The organism is Cellvibrio sp. PSBB006 (genome assembly GCF_002162135.1).
GTDB lineage: Bacteria > Pseudomonadota > Gammaproteobacteria > Pseudomonadales > Cellvibrionaceae > Cellvibrio.
In genome coordinates this window covers 5,074,840-5,094,144 of sequence record NZ_CP021382.1, presented here as the reverse complement: position 1 = coordinate 5,094,144, position 19,305 = coordinate 5,074,840, and the positions used below count along the sequence as shown (strand labels likewise).

16 protein-coding genes are annotated in these 19,305 nt (G+C 52.6%); 7 read left to right on the top strand and 9 right to left on the bottom strand.

Features of this window, described 5'->3' with window-relative positions:
• The 5 genes from CBR65_RS21230 to CBR65_RS21210 all read right to left on the bottom strand — a co-directional run bounded on the left by CBR65_RS21230 (position 1) and on the right by CBR65_RS21210 (position 5,814).
• The gene (locus CBR65_RS21230) at positions 1 to 405 is read right to left on the bottom strand and encodes a DUF4845 domain-containing protein (protein WP_232461274.1); all 405 of its coding nucleotides are present in this window, start codon (positions 403 to 405) and stop codon (positions 1 to 3) included.
• Between the two features lie 40 nt (positions 406 to 445).
• A complete protein-coding gene (lepB, locus tag CBR65_RS21225; protein WP_087468713.1) occupies positions 446 to 1,291 on the bottom strand; it encodes a signal peptidase I in 846 nt (281 codons plus the stop codon).
• A gap of 59 nt (positions 1,292 to 1,350) precedes the next feature.
• On the bottom strand, positions 1,351 to 3,150 hold the full coding sequence (gene lepA, locus CBR65_RS21220; protein ID WP_087468712.1) for a translation elongation factor 4: 1,800 nt from the start codon (positions 3,148 to 3,150) through the stop codon (positions 1,351 to 1,353).
• Positions 3,151 to 3,349: 199 nt separating this feature from the next.
• Complete coding sequence (locus tag CBR65_RS21215; RefSeq protein ID WP_087468711.1) at positions 3,350 to 4,771, bottom strand: DegQ family serine endoprotease; 1,422 nt, start codon at positions 4,769 to 4,771, stop codon at positions 3,350 to 3,352.
• A 125-nt stretch (positions 4,772 to 4,896) separates the two neighbouring features.
• Positions 4,897 to 5,814, bottom strand: coding sequence for an OmpA family protein (locus CBR65_RS21210; RefSeq protein ID WP_087468710.1), 918 nt, complete (start codon positions 5,812 to 5,814; stop codon positions 4,897 to 4,899).
• Between the two features lie 169 nt (positions 5,815 to 5,983).
• Here CBR65_RS21210 and pyrC point away from each other — a divergent pair, with 169 nt between their 5' ends.
• Both pyrC and rnt read left to right on the top strand, forming a co-directional pair.
• A complete protein-coding gene (pyrC, locus tag CBR65_RS21205; protein ID WP_087468709.1) occupies positions 5,984 to 7,018 on the top strand; it encodes a dihydroorotase in 1,035 nt (344 codons plus the stop codon).
• A gap of 9 nt (positions 7,019 to 7,027) precedes the next feature.
• Complete coding sequence (gene rnt / locus CBR65_RS21200) at positions 7,028 to 7,702, top strand: ribonuclease T (protein WP_087468708.1); 675 nt, start codon at positions 7,028 to 7,030, stop codon at positions 7,700 to 7,702.
• Between the two features lie 33 nt (positions 7,703 to 7,735).
• Here the strand turns inward: rnt and CBR65_RS21195 are convergent, their stop codons facing one another.
• On the bottom strand, positions 7,736 to 8,215 hold the full coding sequence (locus CBR65_RS21195; RefSeq protein WP_087468707.1) for a MaoC/PaaZ C-terminal domain-containing protein: 480 nt from the start codon (positions 8,213 to 8,215) through the stop codon (positions 7,736 to 7,738).
• A 155-nt stretch (positions 8,216 to 8,370) separates the two neighbouring features.
• Between CBR65_RS21195 and CBR65_RS21190 the strand changes: the two genes are divergently transcribed.
• Positions 8,371 to 9,189, top strand: a complete 819-nt coding sequence (locus CBR65_RS21190) for a universal stress protein (RefSeq protein ID WP_087468706.1) — start codon at positions 8,371 to 8,373, stop codon at positions 9,187 to 9,189.
• Positions 9,190 to 9,264: 75 nt separating this feature from the next.
• Here CBR65_RS21190 and CBR65_RS21185 read toward each other — a convergent pair whose 3' ends face one another.
• A complete protein-coding gene (locus CBR65_RS21185; protein ID WP_087468705.1) occupies positions 9,265 to 9,969 on the bottom strand; it encodes a DUF3313 family protein in 705 nt (234 codons plus the stop codon).
• Between the two features lie 167 nt (positions 9,970 to 10,136).
• On the opposite strand from CBR65_RS21185, the gene CBR65_RS21180 reads away from it, so the two are divergent.
• The 3 genes from CBR65_RS21180 to CBR65_RS21170 are packed head-to-tail and all read left to right on the top strand — an operon-like array spanning position 10,137 to position 13,428.
• Positions 10,137 to 11,408 (top strand): hypothetical protein, encoded by a 1,272-nt coding sequence (locus CBR65_RS21180; RefSeq protein WP_232461273.1) that lies wholly within the window; start codon positions 10,137 to 10,139, stop codon positions 11,406 to 11,408.
• Entirely contained in the window at positions 11,408 to 11,836 is a 429-nt protein-coding gene (locus CBR65_RS21175; RefSeq protein ID WP_232461272.1) for a hypothetical protein, read from the top strand. The genes CBR65_RS21180 and CBR65_RS21175 overlap by 1 nt, the downstream gene beginning before the upstream one ends.
• A complete protein-coding gene (locus CBR65_RS21170; RefSeq protein ID WP_087468704.1) occupies positions 11,833 to 13,428 on the top strand; it encodes a diguanylate cyclase domain-containing protein in 1,596 nt (531 codons plus the stop codon). Before CBR65_RS21175 ends, CBR65_RS21170 begins: the two co-directional genes overlap by 4 nt.
• Before the next feature lie 63 nt (positions 13,429 to 13,491).
• On the opposite strand, the gene purL is transcribed toward CBR65_RS21170, so the two are convergent.
• Together purL and CBR65_RS22215 are read right to left on the bottom strand one after the other, a co-directional pair.
• On the bottom strand, positions 13,492 to 17,361 hold the full coding sequence (gene purL, locus CBR65_RS21165; RefSeq protein ID WP_087468703.1) for a phosphoribosylformylglycinamidine synthase: 3,870 nt from the start codon (positions 17,359 to 17,361) through the stop codon (positions 13,492 to 13,494).
• Positions 17,362 to 17,391: 30 nt separating this feature from the next.
• The gene (locus tag CBR65_RS22215; RefSeq protein WP_157672182.1) at positions 17,392 to 17,616 is read right to left on the bottom strand and encodes a hypothetical protein; all 225 of its coding nucleotides are present in this window, start codon (positions 17,614 to 17,616) and stop codon (positions 17,392 to 17,394) included.
• A gap of 130 nt (positions 17,617 to 17,746) precedes the next feature.
• On the opposite strand from CBR65_RS22215, the gene mltF reads away from it, so the two are divergent.
• Complete coding sequence (mltF, locus tag CBR65_RS21160) at positions 17,747 to 19,261, top strand: membrane-bound lytic murein transglycosylase MltF (RefSeq protein ID WP_087468702.1); 1,515 nt, start codon at positions 17,747 to 17,749, stop codon at positions 19,259 to 19,261.
• Positions 19,262 to 19,305: the final 44 nt, after the last annotated feature.

Here is a 19,305-nt window from a genome sequence, read left to right as displayed (position 1 = left end):
TTACTCGGCCACGGGTTTGCAGCACTGATGCGGAGCGGTACTGTCGAGATGGTTTTTAAAATCAACAACCACATCGAGGTTATAAAACAAATTGACGCGGGCTTCGTAATCAACCTTGACGACAACACGGTTTGCAGCCCGGTCCACGACAATGTTTTGCGCTTCTTTCGAGCGGACATTGTTGATCATGTAGAAGTTGCCCATCTTTTTCTTGATCTCAGCGGTGGTCATATCTTCCAGTTTGGTGCCGGGCTCCACCAGCGCTTTCAGGCCGGATACAATGTAGCGGTTTTCCGCATAGAGCGGGATGATCTTGAATGCACACAACAGAAAAAATCCGGCGACTGCCAATACCACCAGCCAACCCAACATCCCCAAGCCTTGCTGCTTTTTTAAGGTTTTCATCATTGCATCCTATGTTTACGGGTTACACCAGGATTAACACTTATTGAATCTCACCAACGCTGTCAAAACTGGGTAGACTGAAGAACGAATCCCAGTGCATCCAGACAGCGAATGCTTTACCTACGATAGCATTTTCCGAAACCTCACCCCAAGCTCGGCTGTCGGCACTATTGTCGCGGTTGTCGCCCATCATAAAATAATGGCCCGCTGGCACCCGCCAGGTACCGCGTACGCTCAACCCACCCGGCACCAGGTCTTTCTTAACCGTGAACTCCTTGCCGTCGATAGTTTCGGTAGCAAGTCGGTAGGTCGGATTGCCAGCCGGCAATTCAGCAATCAATTTTTCGGGAACAACTTCACCATTGATGGTAAGCACGTGATTATTGTAAGAGATCAAATCTCCCGGTAATCCAATAACGCGCTTGATGAAATAGGTGTCCGGTTGATGGGGCGGAAAGAACACCATCACATCGCCGCGCTGGGGATCGTTGACCGGAATCACTTCATTGTTAAGCACCGGCAGGCGAATACCGTAGGTGAACTTGTTAACGAGGATAAAATCGCCGACATCCAGGGTAGGTTCCATAGAGCCCGAGGGAATCTGAAACGGCTCCACCAGAAATGAACGCAGTACAAACACGACCAGCAGCACCGGAAAGAATGATTTGGCGTATTCCACCAGGACCGGTTCACGACCGGCAGTTTGTTGCGCTTCGGCGTAGGCAGCCTGTTTCTGTTCGTCAGCAATATTCAATTTGCTGAATTGCTGGTCCACGGCTTCCATTGCTGCCCTGCGCGGGCGAGCCAGAACCAGTGCGTCATAAAGCCAGATCAGACCGGTGATCAACACCGCCAGGGTAAGAATCAGGGGGAGATTAATACTCATCAGTATTCCTTGTTCAACGGAATCTACACCGTGCACAAGCCAAATGGCCAGACACGGTGTCAGCTATCAATTTTTAATACGGCAAAGAACGCGGCTTGTGGAATTTCCACGCTGCCAACCTGCTTCATACGTTTCTTACCGGCTTTTTGTTTTTCGAGCAGTTTTTTCTTACGCGTCGCATCACCACCGTAACACTTGGCCGTGACATTCTTGCGCAGGGCTTTCACTGTGGTGCGCGCCACAATTTGCCCGCCGATAGCAGCCTGGATAGCGACATCAAACATTTGCCGTGGAATTAATTCTTTCATCTTTTCCGTGAGCGAACGGCCAATGTTATGGGCTTTATCGCGGTGCACGATCAACGCCAGTGCATCCACTTTTTCGCTGTTGATCAACACATCCAGACGCACCAGACGCGCTGGCTGAAAACGCAGGAAACTGTAATCCAGCGACGCAAAACCACGGCTCACCGATTTCAATCGATCAAAGAAATCCAGCACCACTTCGTTCATCGGCAACTCATAGCGCACCGAAACCTGGCTGCCGGTAAACTGCAAATCTTTTTGGACCCCGCGTTTTTCGACGCACAGCGTGATCACATTGCCCAGGTGTTCCTGAGGAACAAGAATGTTCGCTTCGACGATCGGTTCGCGCATCTCCGAGATCAACCCCGGCTCCGGCAACTTGGAGGGGTTGTCCACGTAAATGGTCTCGCCTTTATTATCGACTACTTCGTACACCACCGTCGGTGCCGTAGTGATCAAATCGAGATCGTATTCCCGTTCCAGGCGCTCCTGAATGATCTCCATGTGCAGCATACCGAGGAAGCCACAACGGAAACCGAACCCCAAGGCATCGGAGCTTTCCGGTTCGTAAAACAGTGATGCATCGTTGAGGGTTAACTTGGCGAGGGCTTCACGGAAATCTTCAAAATCATCGGAGCTGACCGGGAACATACCGGCGTAAACCTGCGGCTTGATCTTCTGGAAACCTTCCAACGCCGGCACATCCGGGGTATTGGCGTGAGTGATGGTATCGCCCACGGGAGCGCCGTGAATATCTTTAATGCCAGCAACCACAAAACCCACTTCACCGGCTTTCAATTCTTTCAACTGGGTCAGTTTCGGGCTGAACACGCCTACTCCGTCTACGCCGTGAACCTTGCCGATGGACTTGGTGATAATCTTGTCCTTCAAGCGCAGTGCACCCTGGGTAACCCGCACCAGCGACACAACGCCGAGGTAATTATCAAACCAGGAATCGATAATCAGTGCTTGCAGCGGCGCGTCCACATCACCTACCGGCGGCGGTACCAGGCGCACCAGCTCTTCAAGCACATCTTCCATACCCAAGCCGGATTTGGCGCTGCAACGTACAGCTTCGGAGGCATCAATCCCGATAATATCTTCGATTTCCTGGGCTACACGCTCCGGCTCGGCCTGAGGCAAGTCCATCTTGTTCAGCACCGGAATCACCTCCAGCCCTTGCTCAATCGCGGTATAGCAATTGGCAACTGATTGGGCCTCAACACCCTGCGCCGCATCTACCACCAACAGCGCACCCTCACATGCCGCCAAAGAGCGCGACACTTCATAGGTGAAGTCCACGTGACCGGGGGTATCAATAAAATTCAACTGGTAGGTTTTACCATCGCGCGCCTTATAGAACAGCGTCACGCTGTGGGCTTTGATGGTGATACCGCGCTCGCGCTCAAGGTCCATCGAATCCAGAACCTGGGCTTCCATCTCACGGTCACTCAAGCCGCCACATAACTGAATAAAGCGGTCTGCAATAGTGGATTTGCCGTGGTCGATGTGGGCGATGATTGAAAAATTACGAATATGGCTGAGGTCGGTCACTGGATATCGAGTACTTATATAGATGACAAAGAAAGGGGTGACAGGGTAGCCCCTGCCGGGAAAGGCGGCAGTTTAGCCTATTTGCCTGCGGCTTGCTATGCGACCGAGAGCGGTACTACAGGCGCTTTCACAGGTTGGTTTTAGCGGCACAAAACAGCTCCGGAGATGGCCCGGAGCTGTCAGGCTCATGCTTACCCCACTAGCGTAAGGTGATGGTATGAAAAACCGGACGACCATTGCGCAGGAAGCGGATAGCCTGGGGCGTACCCTTCTCCAGCGAAGCCAGGATATCGTCATAGCTCTCCACTGAACCCACTTCGTTGAAACCCAACTGATCGATCACATCACCAACCATCAAGCCCGCCTGGGCTGCCGGACTGTTCGGCTCGACATAGCGGACGACCACCCCGCCATTGCCGGATTGGCCAGCGACATCCTCGACATCCTCAACCACCAGGCCGAGCGAGTCCGCAGCTGAAGAAGGCTTTTTATCGGGCAAGGCTGGAGCAGCTGCCTGCATCTGCGGCTCAGGCAAGACACCGATGGTGACACGAATGGTTTGCTCTTTGCCTTTGCGGATAACGACGACCGGCACTTTGGATTTCGGAGAGGTACGACCGACCAGATAAGGCAGGTCCGCCTGGGTGTCCACATCGCGCCCATTGAACTTGATGATCAAATCGCCCGCCTTGATGCCGGCTTTCGCCGCCGGACCATCGGGTTCTACATCGGCCACCAGCGCACCGGTAGGTTTATCCAGACCGAGGGAACTGGCCAGATCCCTGTTCACTTCCTGGATTGCCACCCCCAGCCAGCCGCGATCCACCCGGCCTTTTTCTTTCAACTGCTCGACCACTTCCTCCGCCACGCTGGATGGAATTGCAAACGACAAACCGATGGAGCCACCGGAGCGGGTATATATCTGCGAATTGATACCGACAACCTCGCCCTCAAGATTGAACAACGGGCCACCGGAATTACCGGGGTTAATGGCAACATCCGTCTGGATAAAAGGAACATAGCTGCTTTCGTTACGGGCCGAAATATTGCGCCCCGTGGCGCTAACAATGCCCGCACTGGCAGAGTAATCAAGACCAAACGGTGAACCGATAGCTAATACCCACTGGCCCACTTTCAGACTCTCCGCCTTGGCAAACTTAAGGCTGGGTAAGTCTTTAGCGTCAATCTTCAACAATGCCAGATCGGAACGTTGGTCGCTGCCCACCAATTCGGCCTTGAATTCCCGTTGATCAATCATCCGCACGGTAATTTCATGGGCTGCATCCACCACATGATGATTGGTTAACACATAACCATCGTCCGAGATAATGAAACCGGAACCCATGGAACCGTAATCTCGCTCAGGGGGTTGATGCCGCTCGAAAAGCTCGCGAAAAATATCGGGAATATCCTGGGGGTAAGGGTAATTTTGTTGCGGGGGGACGCGTAATTGGTCGGGGGAATTGGCACGCACCAGCGTCGTTATCTTCACCACCGCCGGTGAATTTTTTTCAATCAGTTCGGTAAATTCCGGCAAGTTTGCCGCGTAGGCTTGTGCAGCGACACACTGCACCAGTAAAAACATCACAAGGCCCATGAATTTGCTGCCCGGTTTTAACATGCATTGCACCTCGATCTCACCTGAAAAAAGGGTTTTATTACTCAAGACCGGAAGAAGGTCAAGAAGAATTAGCCGACAGGCGTCAGACAAAGTGACGGGGAATTAATTCCCGGCGGGAGGGTAGATCAGCGTTCCAGGCGAATGGTTACACGACGGTTTTTTTGTCGCCCCTGATCCGTGGTATTGCTGGCGATGGGGTAACGCTCGCCATGCCAGCGCGTGGTAATCCTGTTGTTATCAACACCGGCGCTGGCGAGGTAGGTGGCAATTCTCTGGGAGCGCGACTTTGATATATCGATATTATTCGGACGCGGTCCGACGCTGTCAGTATGGCCATCGATCAACACGCGTTTGATCTGTTGATCCTCTTTAACATAGAGCGCAACCCACTCCAGCTTACGACGCTCTTCCGCTGTCAGCTCATCGGAAGCACTGTCAAAGTACAGCGTGGTGCGCGAGACTTCGGCATAACTTACCGGCAAAAGTTGTTTAAGGCAGGCTTGGTAGTTGGTAAGGGCCCCGCGAAATTTAAGCGGTTCGACCACCACCCGGACAGGATTGGGCGAGGTATTTTCGGTTTTGCGGGTAATGATCACGCGCAAGCCTTTGAGCAACTCGGCCTGCAGGGTTTCCACCAGTGAATTCTCGACACGCAGGGGGATGGGTTCAGCGACGACACGGGCTTCCGCCAATGGCGTCGGCAGATTACCTGGCTGATGCCAGGACGGTTGGCCAAGGCCGATGATCGCCTTTCCCTCCGGCAACAGGATCTGCTTCTGCTGGAGATAAAACGCTTCGGGCTCGCCCGCCCGACGGGAAAAGGCCGCTTGTCCAAAACCCGCAACAGGTTGCGATAGTTTGCATTCAAAGATCGACTGATCCACCTGCCAGTTAACGTCCGACAATATGGTGTTAAACGTCACCGCCCAGGACGAGCCAACCAATAGCAACCATCCACTTAAAACAAACCCGCCGGCCCCTAGCAGCCGGACCGGAGCAGAAAGGTAAGTCAATATTCGCGAGGGGGTCGGAGTCAATCTCATCGTCAGTCATCTGCCGTGCAGGGCTTCATTAACCATAGCATACGCAGGCTATCGACCGGATCGGATCAGGCTTTAGCTTATTCACTCACGACCAAACCGGCTGCGCTTTAGTGACAAGTTTGATAGCATGCGGCCTCGCCCTGTAAGTGCTTCTGAGACGTTACGCCTTATGACTGACCGTATCACCCTGACTCGCCCGGACGACTGGCATATCCACCTGCGCGATGGCGTCGCCTTGCAGCGCACCGTTGCCGATGCTGCACGTTATTTCGGGCGCGCAATCGTTATGCCGAATCTGGTTCCCCCGGTTACTGACACCGAACTGGCGCTGGCGTATAAAGACCGCATCCTGGCGGCGCGCCCGACGGGAAGCCAATTCGAACCCTTGATGGTGCTCTACCTGACTGACAATACCCAGCCCCAGGAAATATTCCGCGCCAAAGCTGCAGGTGTCCATGCTTGCAAGCTGTATCCTGCGGGCGCCACCACCAATTCTGCCTCCGGGGTTACCGATCTTAAAAAGATCTATCCGGTACTGGAGGCCATGCAGGAAACCGGCATGCTCTTCCTGTTGCACGGCGAAGTCACCGACAGCGCTATTGATATCTTTGATCGCGAAAAAGTGTTTATCGACCGCATTCTGACCCAGGTAGTCAGCCATTTCCCGGCCTTGCGCATGGTCCTGGAACACATCACCACCAGTGACGCGGCAACCTTTGTAAGCGAAGCCCCGGGCAATGTCGGCGCGACCATCACCGCCCATCACCTGCTCTACAATCGCAATCACATGCTGGCTGGTGGCATTCGGCCACACTATTACTGCTTGCCTATCCTCAAGCGCAATACGCATCAACAGGCACTGGTCAAAGCCGCCATCAGCGGCAGTCCCAAATTTTTCCTGGGTACCGACTCCGCACCACATGCGCAAAACAAGAAAGAAGCCGCTTGTGGTTGCGCCGGCAGCTACACAGCAAACGCGGCCATTGAGCTCTACGCAGAAGTCTTCGAAGATGCCGGTGCCCTGGATAAACTTGAGGGTTTTGCCAGCCATTTCGGGCCTGATTTCTATCAACTCCCACGCAATACCGACACCATTACGCTGGTAAAACAAGCCTGGCAGATACCGGAAAGCCTGGCCTATGGCGAACAGCCACTGATTCCGCTACGCGCTGGTGAAAGCCTGCGCTGGCAAGTACAACACTAAGGCGACCCAGTGAATCCACCTGATAACCCCAGAGATCCCAAATCACTGATTGCCCAACGTTTTCGCGGATTTCTCCCCGTCGTGATTGATGTGGAAACCGGCGGCTTCAATGCCCGCACTGATGCGTTGCTGGAAATTGCAGCGGTTACGGTGCGGATGGACGAAGAGGGATTGCTGTATCGCCATGAGACGTTTTCGTTTCACGTCGACCCCTTTGAGGGTGCCAATATTGAGCAGGCTGCGCTGGACTTTACCGGCATTGATCTCGATAGCCCGGAGCGCATGGCCGAACCGGAACTCATGGTAATGACGGATTTATTTCAGGCGATACGCCGCGCTGTTAAGGAGAATGGTTGTACACGCGCCGTGATGGTCGGCCATAACGCCCATTTTGATTTGAGTTTTGTCAATGCGGCGGTTGAGCGCTGCGACATTAAACGCAACCCCTTCCACCCCTTTTCCTGCTTTGATACCGCTACCCTTGCCGGTCTCGCGTTTGGCCAGACAGTTCTGGCCAAAGCATGTCGGACTGCCAATATTGAATTCAGTAACAGCGCCGCCCACTCGGCCGCTTACGATGCTGAAAAAACCGCCGATCTGTTCTGCTACATCGTGAACCGCTGGCGGGAATTGGGCGGCTGGGCGCCGCTGATGGTAGAAGATGGTGACGAAGAAACAGAATAAAAGAAACGGAATAAATCGTCACCAGACTTGCTGCTATGGCGAACCCACCGTGATGTCTGGAATCTGCCCGGCTTGCAATGATTGTTTCTCGGCCGGAGCAATGACCTCCGCTACACCTTTGGCGATCAATTTGCCCTCCTGGTTATAGGCCTCACAATCCAGCACGACCAATCGCATCCGCTCTTTGATCTCATTGACCGTCAGGGTCACGGTTACCGTGTCACCCAGCTTGACCGGATGCTTGAAGCTGAGGCTCTGGCTACGATAGACCGAACCCGGCCCCGGCAATCGTGTAGCGATCGCAGCGGACACCAGGGCACCAGTCCACATGCCATGGCCGATAGGTTCGCCGAACGGCGTGGTCGCCGCATACTCAGCGTCCAGATGAAGGGGATTTACATCGCCGGAACAACGGGCAAATAAAACCACATCGTCATACGTCAGGGTTTTACTGTAGGTCGCTGTCACACCGGGACTCAATTCTGCAAGTGTATAATTTTCCAGCAAATTCATCGCAACACGAACTCCTTAACAACATTTTCGTGCAGTTTAATCCATATCCTCGCAGCGCCCTACTTTTGCCCTGTAAAAAAATGGCGGCGATTGTTATGCTAGGGCAAATTTATAAATAACAACCTCCCCATATTCGGGTACAAGCAGGAGCCACTATGTCTACGCAACAAAAGCTTTTCGTCGTTGTTGACCCAACCGCTGAGACTCATATAGCACTAGAGCGCGCCATTATCATTTCCAAGCTGCATGCCGTAACGCCCTTTGTCTACGTTTTTGTCTCGGTTGACCCGGATGCGGTAGATACCCGTTCAAGCAATGATCAGCTGTTTCGCGATCAAAAGTGGTTCGATGAAACGATCAAAAAACCCTTGAACGATGCCGGTATTGAATACCTGATCCAGGTGTCCTGGTCGAGCGAGTGGCAAAAGTCCATCATGGATTCCGCCAAGCGTATCGACTCCACTGTGATTTATCTGCCGGTTCACGCCAAGACCAATAACCGTCGCTTCAGCTTCACTGAATCAAAATGGGAATTGTTGAAAGGTGCTTATTGTCCTGTTGTGCTGATTCGTCCCGGCGCCGGAGCTCAGCGCAAAGTCATTCTGGCTGCGGTAAACTTCCAGGCGCAACGCGACGTGCAGCGCGAACTGAATAAAAAAATTATTGAACAGGCAAATTATTTTGCCGAGATGTACGGCGCTACTGTGCATGTCGTCAATGGTTACCTGGACTCCATGAACTATCCGGACCGCGGCCGTCTGGTTAATGAAACCGGCATTCCCGCCGAGCGCATTCATGTCAGAAATGGCTACACCTCTGAAGCGGTTTCCGAAGTGGCTGAAGAGATTAATGCGGACCTGGTGGTGATGGGAACGCTGGGCCAAAACGGTATGACAACAACACGTCGCGGCAACACCGCTGAACGTCTGATCGCAGCGCTGGATACGGATGTGATGGTTATCAACCACGGATAATCCTGCGCAATAAACGCTCCATAAAAAAGCCGGCCCCTACATAAGAACGGGCCGGCTTTTTTTATGATGTAGCTGTTAGCGAAGATACTGCTCCAGTGGCGATTGCCGCCCGGATAGCGCATCCAATTCGGTGCGTAGGGTTTTCAACCAGTCAATAAACGCTTGCCGAATAAGCACATTGGTAGCGAGGCGGTTATTGTTTACCTGCATTTGCCCGAGATCGCGGCTATCAGTGATGGTGCCAATTAGCCGATGAGTCGCGGAATCGAAAAGCTCCATGGAAATCGTAATTTCAGCGGCATTTTTGTTATACATCACCATGGCCTCATTCTCTTCAGATGGCAGGGATTCTCCCCCGGCAATCTGCACGATTCTCGATTTCACCAGCAATACATCCTCTGCCGGATTGATCGCCGTAGAATAAGTACCATCAGCAATTAAATTACCCACCACGGCGTGTATGTATTCACTGCGTAAAAAATTCTTGTCCTCTTCAGTCAATACCCAGGGAGTATCGCTGCGTGGCTCCGCCGGTATCGTGATATCAACATCGCCAAGCCCCAGTTCCGCTACGATGAGCCGTCGATACTTTGCAAACTCAACGCCGGGGGCAACAAACGTTCCTTCTATAATGTGTGGATCTGACGTTACCGACGCATCCTCCTGCGTTTGCTGTGTCGTTTTATTTGTTTCTGTTTGGGGGGTAGCACTGCATCCCCACAGGATCAAAACGCTTAACGAAACCAAGGTTTTATAAAATATTTTTTTCAGCTGTCGCATAAGGCCCTCATCTGGTGATACCGGATCGGGGGATTATCCGCTACCCCAATCGACGTTACAATGTGCACAGCAAATCCTGTGTGCAATGAGCAAACCCTGTCTATACTCAAAGAGTCATATCAACCCGCCTTGCTTAGCGCAAGCGTATCGATACAGGATTCTCCCCGGTGTTTGTGAAACTGAATCTCTCCCGTTATGCCGCCCTGCTAACCTTCATCGCAGGCCTTGCGGCGGCTGCCGCTGTGACTGCCGACCCTGTTGACCATCACTTTTCCGGCTTTGCCACACTGGGTCTCGTCGTCAATGACAATCCCGACCTTCGCTTTCGCCGCGATGTCAGCCAAGCCGATGGTTCTTACGACAATGATATTGCGTGGAAAACGGATTCATTAGTCGGCGTCCAATGGCAAAGCCGCTGGTCAGATCAGTTTGACACGACCATTCAATTGGTAGCCAAAGAACGCTTTAACAATAATTTTGACAAAGCAATCGAATGGGCCTTTTTGCGCTATCGACCGATGGACGGATTGGATTTTCGTGTCGGGCGTCTCGGCAGCGATCTTTTTATGCTTTCTGAATACCGTCAGGTTGGCTACGCATTTCCCTGGGTTCGACCGCCACAGGAATTTTATGGCTTTTTATCTTTCTATCATTTCGACGGCATGGATATTAACAAGCGCTTCGATTTGCAGCACGGAACGCTTAATGTCAAATTATTTTATGGCAACTCTGACGAAGACTATCCAACCGCTGATGCCGACACGCCCGGTGTCAATATGGATTTCGATGTAGCGGGAATCAGCTTCAAACTGGAATGGGATGATTGGAAATTTCGCTACAGCTATTCCCATGTTGACATCAATAACAATATCGTCACCCCCTTAACAGATGCATTAGCCGGTGTGGCACCGCTGTGGCCTGAAGCAAATATATTTGCTCATGATCTGAGTACGCGAGATAAATATATTATCTACAATGAATTTGGTGTCGGGTACGACAACAATGACTGGTGGGCGCAAGCCGAGGCCACGGATTTGCGCAGCGATTCAAGCTTGATGCCGAATAGCCGTCACTTTTATCTCAGCATTGGGCAGCGTTTCGGGCCTGTGTCCGTTTATGGTATCGGCGGCTATGTCCGCCCCAAGCATGACGTCCCGGCTATCATTCCTCCGGCGGGTTATCCTTCACCGATTGCAGAACAACTGGCTATTCTGGCTTATGTCACATCCGCCAGTCTTGAGGGAGTGAGGCTTGAGCAAAAAAGTTATGGCGTGGGCGCGCGCTGGGATTTTGCCAGCAAGATGGCAGTAAAGTTACAGGTGGAAAAATTTGATATTGAAAGTGATGGCAGCGGCTTATGGGTTCGCAATCAACCGATAGGTACGGACATTGACCAAACCTCCACCGTAATCAGTCTGGCGATGGATGTATTGTTCTGATGCGCATCAAACAATTTATGATATTTCTGAGTCTGTTTTTGGTGAGCCTGACGCAGGCTGACATGCTGGTTATCGTGCATAAAGATAATCCGCTGGAACAACTTGAGCGTAAACAGGTAGTGGATTTATTCATGGGGCGAGTAACCGCTTTCCCCAATGGCCAATCGGCGCAAACACTGGACTTACGTGCGGGAACACCTTTGCGGGCAAATTTTTATAAAGCGCTGACCGGCAAAAGCGAAGCGCAAGTGGACGCCTACTGGGCCACATTAATTTTTGCCGGACGAATGTCACCGCCGAAGCAATATGCCGATGATCAAACCATTATCCAGGCCGTGACTGAAAACCCTGCGGCTATTGCTTATGTCCCCAAACAAATATTGCCTTCTACCGTGAAGGTAGTCATGGAGTTATCCAGACCGGAATGATGATCAAAAGTCTGCACATAAAACTCTCTTTAAGTGTTGCGGCGGCGGCATTGTTTGTCGTGATTCTGTCGTCCTACTTTTTTTACAAACGCAGTTATGAAAATTCGTTTGCTGACAGCGAAAGATCCGTGCGGCAATTGCTGGAGACCGTCAGCAACACCGCCGCCATTGCAGCTTATGTCGGCAACCGGGAACTTGCGCAGGAAGTTGTGGCGGGGCTTTCTATCAACGATATCGTTGTCGGTGCACAGATACGCGCCGGCAATGAGATCATTGGCCAACAAGGCAAACCGATTAATGACCATCAGCAAACACCGATTTCCCTGGACTTGAAAGCACCGTTTGATGAACAGGAAGTTGTGGGTGTTGTCGCTGTACTACCTAACCTGCCGTTAATTGCCCTGCGTGCACGCGATTCAGCGACGGCCACGACGATTGGACTTGCCGCACAAGCTGCTGTGGTTGCCCTGCTGGTGCTGATCATGGTGTATTGGATGATGACGCGCCCGCTGGCAAGCTTGTCTGGCCGGTTGCACCGCATTACGCCGGGCGATGGCAAGCGTCTTGATGTGACCGATTTACATCGCAGCGATGAAATTGGCCTGCTCGCCGGAGACATTAATTCCCTGCTCAATACCGTTGAAAAAATGCTGGAAGAAGAACGTCAACTGCGTCATCGGGTCGAGTTACTGGAACATCGTTTTCGCGGCATCTTTGAGGACAGTAGCGCGGGGATTTTTTTGGTTCACGACCAAGGGGTACTGGTCACTGCAAATCCCGCATTCTTCCGCATCACTGAATTGACAGATCAGACACCCGCATCCCTGGGCGCCATCAATATCATCAAGAAAATATTTATTGATGATGAAAAAGCGGAGGAATTAATCCAGCAGGCGCTGCGCACCCAACATCCCTGCTCTGCCGATTTACGCATCAAAAATCATCAGCAGGATACGCGCTGGGTGCATTGTATTTTCTCTCCCGCCGGCAGCGAGCAGCAAACACCGACGGTGGAAGGAGTGATCTACGATATTACCCAACGGAAAATATCTGAAGAACAGACGCGTGAACTGGCCGAAAAAGACAGCCTGACTGGTCTCTCCAATCGCCAGGCGGTCGATTCCATGCTGGGCAATTTCTCCAGCCATTCCAGTATTGCCGAAAAGGGTTGGATCATGATGATGATTGATCTGGATGGTTTCAAACAGGTGAACGATACCTATGGTCATGAAGCCGGTGATGAGGTGCTTAAAGTTGTGGCTGCGCGCCTGCGTAAATTGGTCAGGGACTCGGATATTGTGGCGCGCCTGGGGGGCGATGAATTTTTAATTGTGTTAAACCAAACCAGAAATCTCACCATGGCGCGCAGCATTGCGCAAAAAATTGTGACGTCGCAACAGGAAGCCATTGAGATTCAACCGGGTGTTTATGAAAAAGTCGGCATCAGTATCGGCATCGCGCTGTATCCGGACCACGGAGATAATGAGACCAGCGTGCGTCGCCATGCGGATCAGGCCATGTATGCAGTAAAACGCCAGGGGAAAAATGGCTACGCGGTTTATGACGAGGAAAATGTAACGTCTGAGAGCTAATGAACAATGAAGCAGTGAAAAAAAATGGAGGCAAATGCCTCCATTTTTTTCGGCACGCATGAATTAATTAACAAACACGCGCGCATTGCGGAATAACCGCATCCACGCGCCGTCTTCCTGCCAGTCATCGGGATGCCATGAGTTGCTGACCGTGCGGAATACCCGCTCCGGGTGCGGCATCAGGATCGTAGCACGACCATCGCGGCTGGTGACGCTGGTAATACCCAGCGGCGAGCCGTTAGGGTTAGCCGGATAATAGTCTGTGGTATTCAAATTATTATCGATAAATCGCATAGCTACAGTGCCGCTTTCATCGCAGGCTTGCAGCGCTGCTTCATTGGCAAACTCAGCGCGACCTTCGCCGTGAGCAACGGCAACCGGCAAATGGGAACCCACCATGCCACTGAACAGCACCGAGGGCGATTGCTGGATTTTCACCAGACTGAACCGCGCTTCAAATTGTTCTGACAAGTTGCGCACAAACCGCGGCCAATGGTCTGCACCGGGAATCAGGTTTTTCAAATTGGACATCATTTGGCAACCGTTACACACCCCCAGAGAGAAGGTGTCGTCGCGATGGAAAAATTGCTGGAACTGATCGCGCACCCGATTGTTAAACAGCACGGTTTTTGCCCAACCCTCACCCGCGCCCAGAACGTCACCGTAAGAGAAACCACCGCAAGCCACGACGCCTTTAAATGCATCCAATGCAACGCGACCGGACAACACATCACTCATATGCACATCCACGGCCGCAAAGCCGGCGCGAGTAAATGCAGCGGCCATCTCCATCTGGCCGTTAACACCTTGTTCACGCAAAATCGCGACAGAAGGACGTACGCCGGTGTTGATATAAGGTGCCGCAATGTCCTCTTGCGGATCGTAAGTCAGCGACGCGCTTAAGCCCGGGTTATTGCATAGCAGCTGTTCAAATTCCTGTTTTGCACAATCGGGGTTATCGCGCAAGGCTTGTATGCGGTAACTGGTTTCTGCCCACAAGCTTTGCAGGATCACGCGGGATTGATCGAAGATCATCTCGCCGTCCTGTTCGATGTGCAGCCAGTCTTCTTCGTTCGGCTCACCGATGACGTTTACTTTCAATCCAGCATCAGCAAAACGTGCGACCACTGCAGCAGATTTCTCGCGCGTAACCTGCAGCACAGCGCCGGGTTCTTCACTGAATAACACGGCCAGCGCGTCTTCACCCAGCCCGCTGATATTGATGTCGATACCACAATGGCCGGCAAAGGCCATCTCGGCCAGGGTGACGAATAAACCACCATCACTGCGATCGTGATAGGCAAGCAGATCATCTGCCGCAAGACTGGCCTGCATTACGTCGAAGAACTTTTTCAGTTGCCCGGCATCGTCGAGATCCGCCGGCCCATCACCCAGCTGGTTGTATACCTGGGCCAGGATTGAACCACCCAGGCGATTCTTGCCATTGCCCAAATCCACCAACAGTAAATCGGTCGTGCCTTTATCGGTACGAATCTGTGGAGTCAGGGTCTTGCGTACATCAGCCACCGGAGCGAACGCGGAAATGATCAGTGATAAAGGCGCGGTAACCGCTTTGTCACCGCCATTATCCTGCCAGGCGGTGCGCATGGACATGGAATCCTTACCCACCGGAATCGTAATGCCCAGTGCCGGACATAACGCCATACCCACCGCTTCCACCGTGCGGTAGAGTTTTTCGTCTTCACCCTTGTGGCCCGCTGCACACATCCAGTTCGCCGACAACTTCACATCAGAAAGTTTTTCAATGCGGGTCGCGGCAATATTGGTAATCGCTTCGGCAATCGCCATACGGCCGGAAGCCGGTGCATCCAGCAAGGCAACAGGTGTGCGCTCGCCCATGGCCATGGCTTCTCCGCGATAACTGTCGTAGCTGACTGTCGTCACGGCACAGTCCGCCACCGGCACCTGCCAGGGGCCGACCATTTGATCGCGCGCGACCATGCCGGTTACCGAGCGATCACCAATAGTAATCAGGAAGCTTTTTGCTGCTACGGACGGATGTTTGAGTACTCGTTCAGCGGCATCATTAATATTGATATCGCCGGTATGAAAACTATGGGTCGCGCCCTGATAACGCTCCGCCGTGCGGTGCATCTTGGGCGGTTTGCCGAACAATACTGACATCGGCAAATCCACTGGCTTTGCGTCAAAGTGTTTGTCATTGACCAACAAATGTTTCTCGTTGGTTGCCTCTCCCACCACCGCGTATGGGCATCGCTCACGCTGACAAATCGCTTCAAAGCGCGGCAGGTCTTCCGGTTTGATAGCCAGTACATAGCGCTCCTGGGATTCATTACACCAGATCGCCAACGGGCTCATACCCGGTTCATCATTGGGCACATTACGCAACTCAAATTTACCGCCGCAACCGCCGTCTTTAACCAGCTCGGGAAAGGCGTTTGATAAACCACCAGCACCCACATCGTGAATAAAGGCAATCGGGTTTTCATGCCCCTGTTGCCAGCAACTGTCGATTACTTCCTGGCAGCGACGTTCAATTTCCGGGTTCTGCCGCTGAACAGAGGCGAAATCCAGATCCTCCGATGAACTGCCGGACGCCATGGAAGATGCAGCACCACCACCAAGCCCGATCAACATCGCCGGCCCACCCAACACCACCAGCTTGGCGCCCGCTGCAAAAGGCGGTTTCTCAACGTGTTCCTGTTTGATGTTGCCGTAACCACCGGCCAGCATGATGGGTTTGTGGTAACCGCGACGCTCGCCGTCAAAGGTCTCTTCAAAGGTACGGAAGTAACCGCAGATATTGGGTCGACCGAATTCATTATTAAAAGCAGCGCCGCCGAGAGGACCGTCGATCATGATATCTAACGCACTGACGATGCGACCGGGCTTACCGTAAGGTTGCTCCCACGGTTGGGTGAAGTCAGGGATCTGCAAGTTGGAAACCGTAAAGCCTGTGAGCCCCACTTTAGGTTTTGAACCACGGCCTACTGCACCTTCATCGCGAATCTCACCGCCGGCGCCGGTACCTGCACCGGGGAAAGGTGCGATAGCGGTGGGGTGGTTGTGGGTTTCCACCTTCATTAACAGGTGAACGGGTTCCTGGTGGTAGGCGTAGGTTTTGCTGGAAGCATCCGGGTAAAAACGGCCGGCTTCCGGACCGGCAACAACAGCGGCATTGTCAGCGTAGGCGGAGAGCACATTATCGCCACCGACTTCGTAAGTGTTCTTGATCATCTTGAACAAACTGCGGGGCTGCTCGATGCCATCGATGGTCCAGCTGGCATTGAAGATTTTATGGCGGCAGTGTTCCGAGTTGGCCTGGGCAAACATCATCAATTCCACATCAATGGGATTGCGTCCCAGTGCCTGGAAGCTCTCGACGAGATAATCGATTTCGTCTTCCGCCAAAGCCAGACCCAGGGAACGATTGGCCTCAGCCAGAGCTGCCCGACCACCGCCCAGAATATCCACGCTGGTCTGTGGTGCCGGCTGCTGTTTAATGAAGAGTTGTACTACCGCTTCCAGCGAATCGAAAATGGTTTCTACCATTCGATCGTGAAGTTGCGCAGCGATCAGAGTGCTGTCTGCATCGGCGAAAGTGCCGGTCACGTAGTAAGCGATGCCCCGTTCTATCCGACGAATTGATGAGAGTCCGGTGTTTTTGGCGATATCCGTCGCCTTGGATGCCCAGGGCGAAATTGTGCCCGGGCGCGGCACCGCGAGGAACAACTGACCATCGTGACTGACCTCACCATCGACCTTGGGACCATAGGTCAACAACTGGCGAAGGATAGACTGCTCCTCTTCATTCAGCGGAGCAGCAAGGTCAGCGAAGTGGACATATTCCGTAGCGATACCCGCTACCGCGGGAACCTGTTGTTGCAGCGAGGCCAGAAGTTTTTGGGTGCGAAAGGTGGAAAGAGCGGGGGCGCCACGCAGAATCAGCATAGGGGAACGAGCCTCAAGCGTCGGGGGGTGTTAAAAGAGGGCGCAATTGTACTTGATCCTCTGGCCGTTAACATCATTTGTAATGGCCGCTCGTCCCTCTGCTTGTGGTCTGCAACTGTCTTTTACACAGCCTGTGGTGTTTTTTACCAATTTAAACAATTTTTTTGAAGATTTTTTCACAGCGTCAACCGGCCACTGACGACCATAGAACCCTGATGGAATCTGGGTTTGGCGCCAAAATTGATTATTTTTCATTCAAGAGCTACACTATTTTTGTGTGAAAAACAAGCTAGCGGCGCACGTTAAGAGGCATTAAGATCGCGCAAATTTTGCACGGGTCAGCAATGGAATAGATTCGGCATCCGTAAATCCGGAGACACCGTATATGGAGATAGGCAAACGCAAAGCCGCCCAACGATTGATTTCCAACCTGTTTAGCGGGTTGGCAATTATCGCCATTTCACTGATGCTGGTCCGCAGCTATTTGCCCACCACATTGGAAAAAGTCCTCACTGAAGGCCAACTGCGTGTTATATCGCGCAACGGTCCTACCACCTATTATGAAGGCCCCGAAGGGCTGACCGGTTTTGAATATTCACTGGTCAAAGGCTTTGCCGATGAATTAGGCGTGGAACTGGTTATCCAGGACGAAGACAGCTTCGGCCGTATCTTCAATGCTGTCGGAGAGGAACAAAACCACCTGGCCGCCGCCGGTATTACCGTCACCCCCACCCGCAGCAAGGGCGTCAAGTTCACGCGCCCGTTTATGAAGGTCAAGCAGCAGTTAATCTACAACAGCCGCCAACCGGCGCCCCGCGACATTCTCGATCTGATGGGGAAAGACCTGGTGGTCATCTCCGAATCATCCCACGTTGAACGCCTGCAGGAACTGCGCGAAACCTATCCCGAACTGACCTGGCGCGAAGAGCCAGCACTGGAGATGATCGAGCTGCTGGAGATGATCCACAAAGGCGAAGCCGATTACGCCATCGTCGACTCCAACTCCTACGACCTGAATCGCCACGCCTACCCGCGCGCGCAAACGGCATTTGATATCAGTGACGCGCAAGATCTGGCTTGGGCTTTTGCTCACAGTATTGATACCAGCCTGTTTGATGCCGCCCAGGCTTATCTTGATCGCGTTGAGCAAAATGGCACACTCGCAACCTTAACCGACCAGTTTTATAAACCCATTGTTGAAGTCACCACGGGTGATGCCCTGCTTTTTTCCTATCGCCTTGAAAAGCGTCTGCCGCGCTGGGAAGAAGGCTTAAAAGAAGCAGCCGCAAAATTTGACCTGGACTGGCAACTGCTCGCCGCCATCAGTTATCAGGAGTCTCACTGGAATCCCACCGCCGAATCACGCACCGGCGTGCGTGGTTTGATGATGCTGACCTTGGCCACTGCCAGCGATATGGGGGTAAAAGATCGTATCGATCCCTCGCAGAGTATTTATGGGGGAGCCAAATATTTCCGCAATTTACTGGACCGCATTCCGGCGCGGGTAACTGGCGATGATCGGGTTTATATGGCGTTGGCCGCTTATAACGTGGGTATGGGACATTTGGAAGACGCGCGCGTATTAACGGAAATTCACGGCGATGACCCCAATAAATGGAGTGACGTGCGCAAACACCTACCGCTGCTCGCAAAACGCCAATACTACAGCCAAACCAAACATGGTTACGCGCGCGGTTGGGAGCCAGTGGCCTATGTCAAGAATGTGCGCAATTACCACAAGATCCTTGCCTGGCATTCCCAACATGAACAACGTCGATTGGCGGTGACTCACGGTGAAAAAACAGATGGGCAGACGCACTTGCCGTCGGAAACCTTACAACCAGTGAAGAGCAAGTTCAGTCGCAACAGTTTCAATACTTCATCGCTTTCGGTTTTATAGCGTTTTAGAGGGCAAAAGTCCCTTGGAATCCGTTTGTCATTAGG

Excerpts from the sequence above, each read along its gene's own strand:
- CBR65_RS21230 (WP_232461274.1), bottom strand. The coding sequence starts at position 405 with ATGAAAACCTTAAAAAAGCAGCAAGGCTTGGGGATGTTGGGTTGGCTG.
- lepB (WP_087468713.1), bottom strand. The coding sequence starts at position 1,291 with ATGAGTATTAATCTCCCCCTGATTCTTACCCTGGCGGTGTTGATCACC.
- CBR65_RS21215 (WP_087468711.1), bottom strand. The coding sequence starts at position 4,771 with ATGTTAAAACCGGGCAGCAAATTCATGGGCCTTGTGATGTTTTTACTG.
- CBR65_RS21210 (WP_087468710.1), bottom strand. The coding sequence starts at position 5,814 with ATGAGATTGACTCCGACCCCCTCGCGAATATTGACTTACCTTTCTGCT.
- pyrC (WP_087468709.1), top strand. The coding sequence starts at position 5,984 with ATGACTGACCGTATCACCCTGACTCGCCCGGACGACTGGCATATCCAC.
- CBR65_RS21195 (WP_087468707.1), bottom strand. The coding sequence starts at position 8,215 with ATGAATTTGCTGGAAAATTATACACTTGCAGAATTGAGTCCCGGTGTG.
- CBR65_RS21190 (WP_087468706.1), top strand. The coding sequence starts at position 8,371 with ATGTCTACGCAACAAAAGCTTTTCGTCGTTGTTGACCCAACCGCTGAG.
- CBR65_RS21185 (WP_087468705.1), bottom strand. The coding sequence starts at position 9,969 with ATGCGACAGCTGAAAAAAATATTTTATAAAACCTTGGTTTCGTTAAGC.
- CBR65_RS21175 (WP_232461272.1), top strand. The coding sequence starts at position 11,408 with ATGCGCATCAAACAATTTATGATATTTCTGAGTCTGTTTTTGGTGAGC.
- CBR65_RS21170 (WP_087468704.1), top strand. The coding sequence starts at position 11,833 with ATGATGATCAAAAGTCTGCACATAAAACTCTCTTTAAGTGTTGCGGCG.
- purL (WP_087468703.1), bottom strand. The coding sequence starts at position 17,361 with ATGCTGATTCTGCGTGGCGCCCCCGCTCTTTCCACCTTTCGCACCCAA.
- CBR65_RS22215 (WP_157672182.1), bottom strand. The coding sequence starts at position 17,616 with ATGAAAAATAATCAATTTTGGCGCCAAACCCAGATTCCATCAGGGTTC.
- mltF (WP_087468702.1), top strand. The coding sequence starts at position 17,747 with ATGGAGATAGGCAAACGCAAAGCCGCCCAACGATTGATTTCCAACCTG.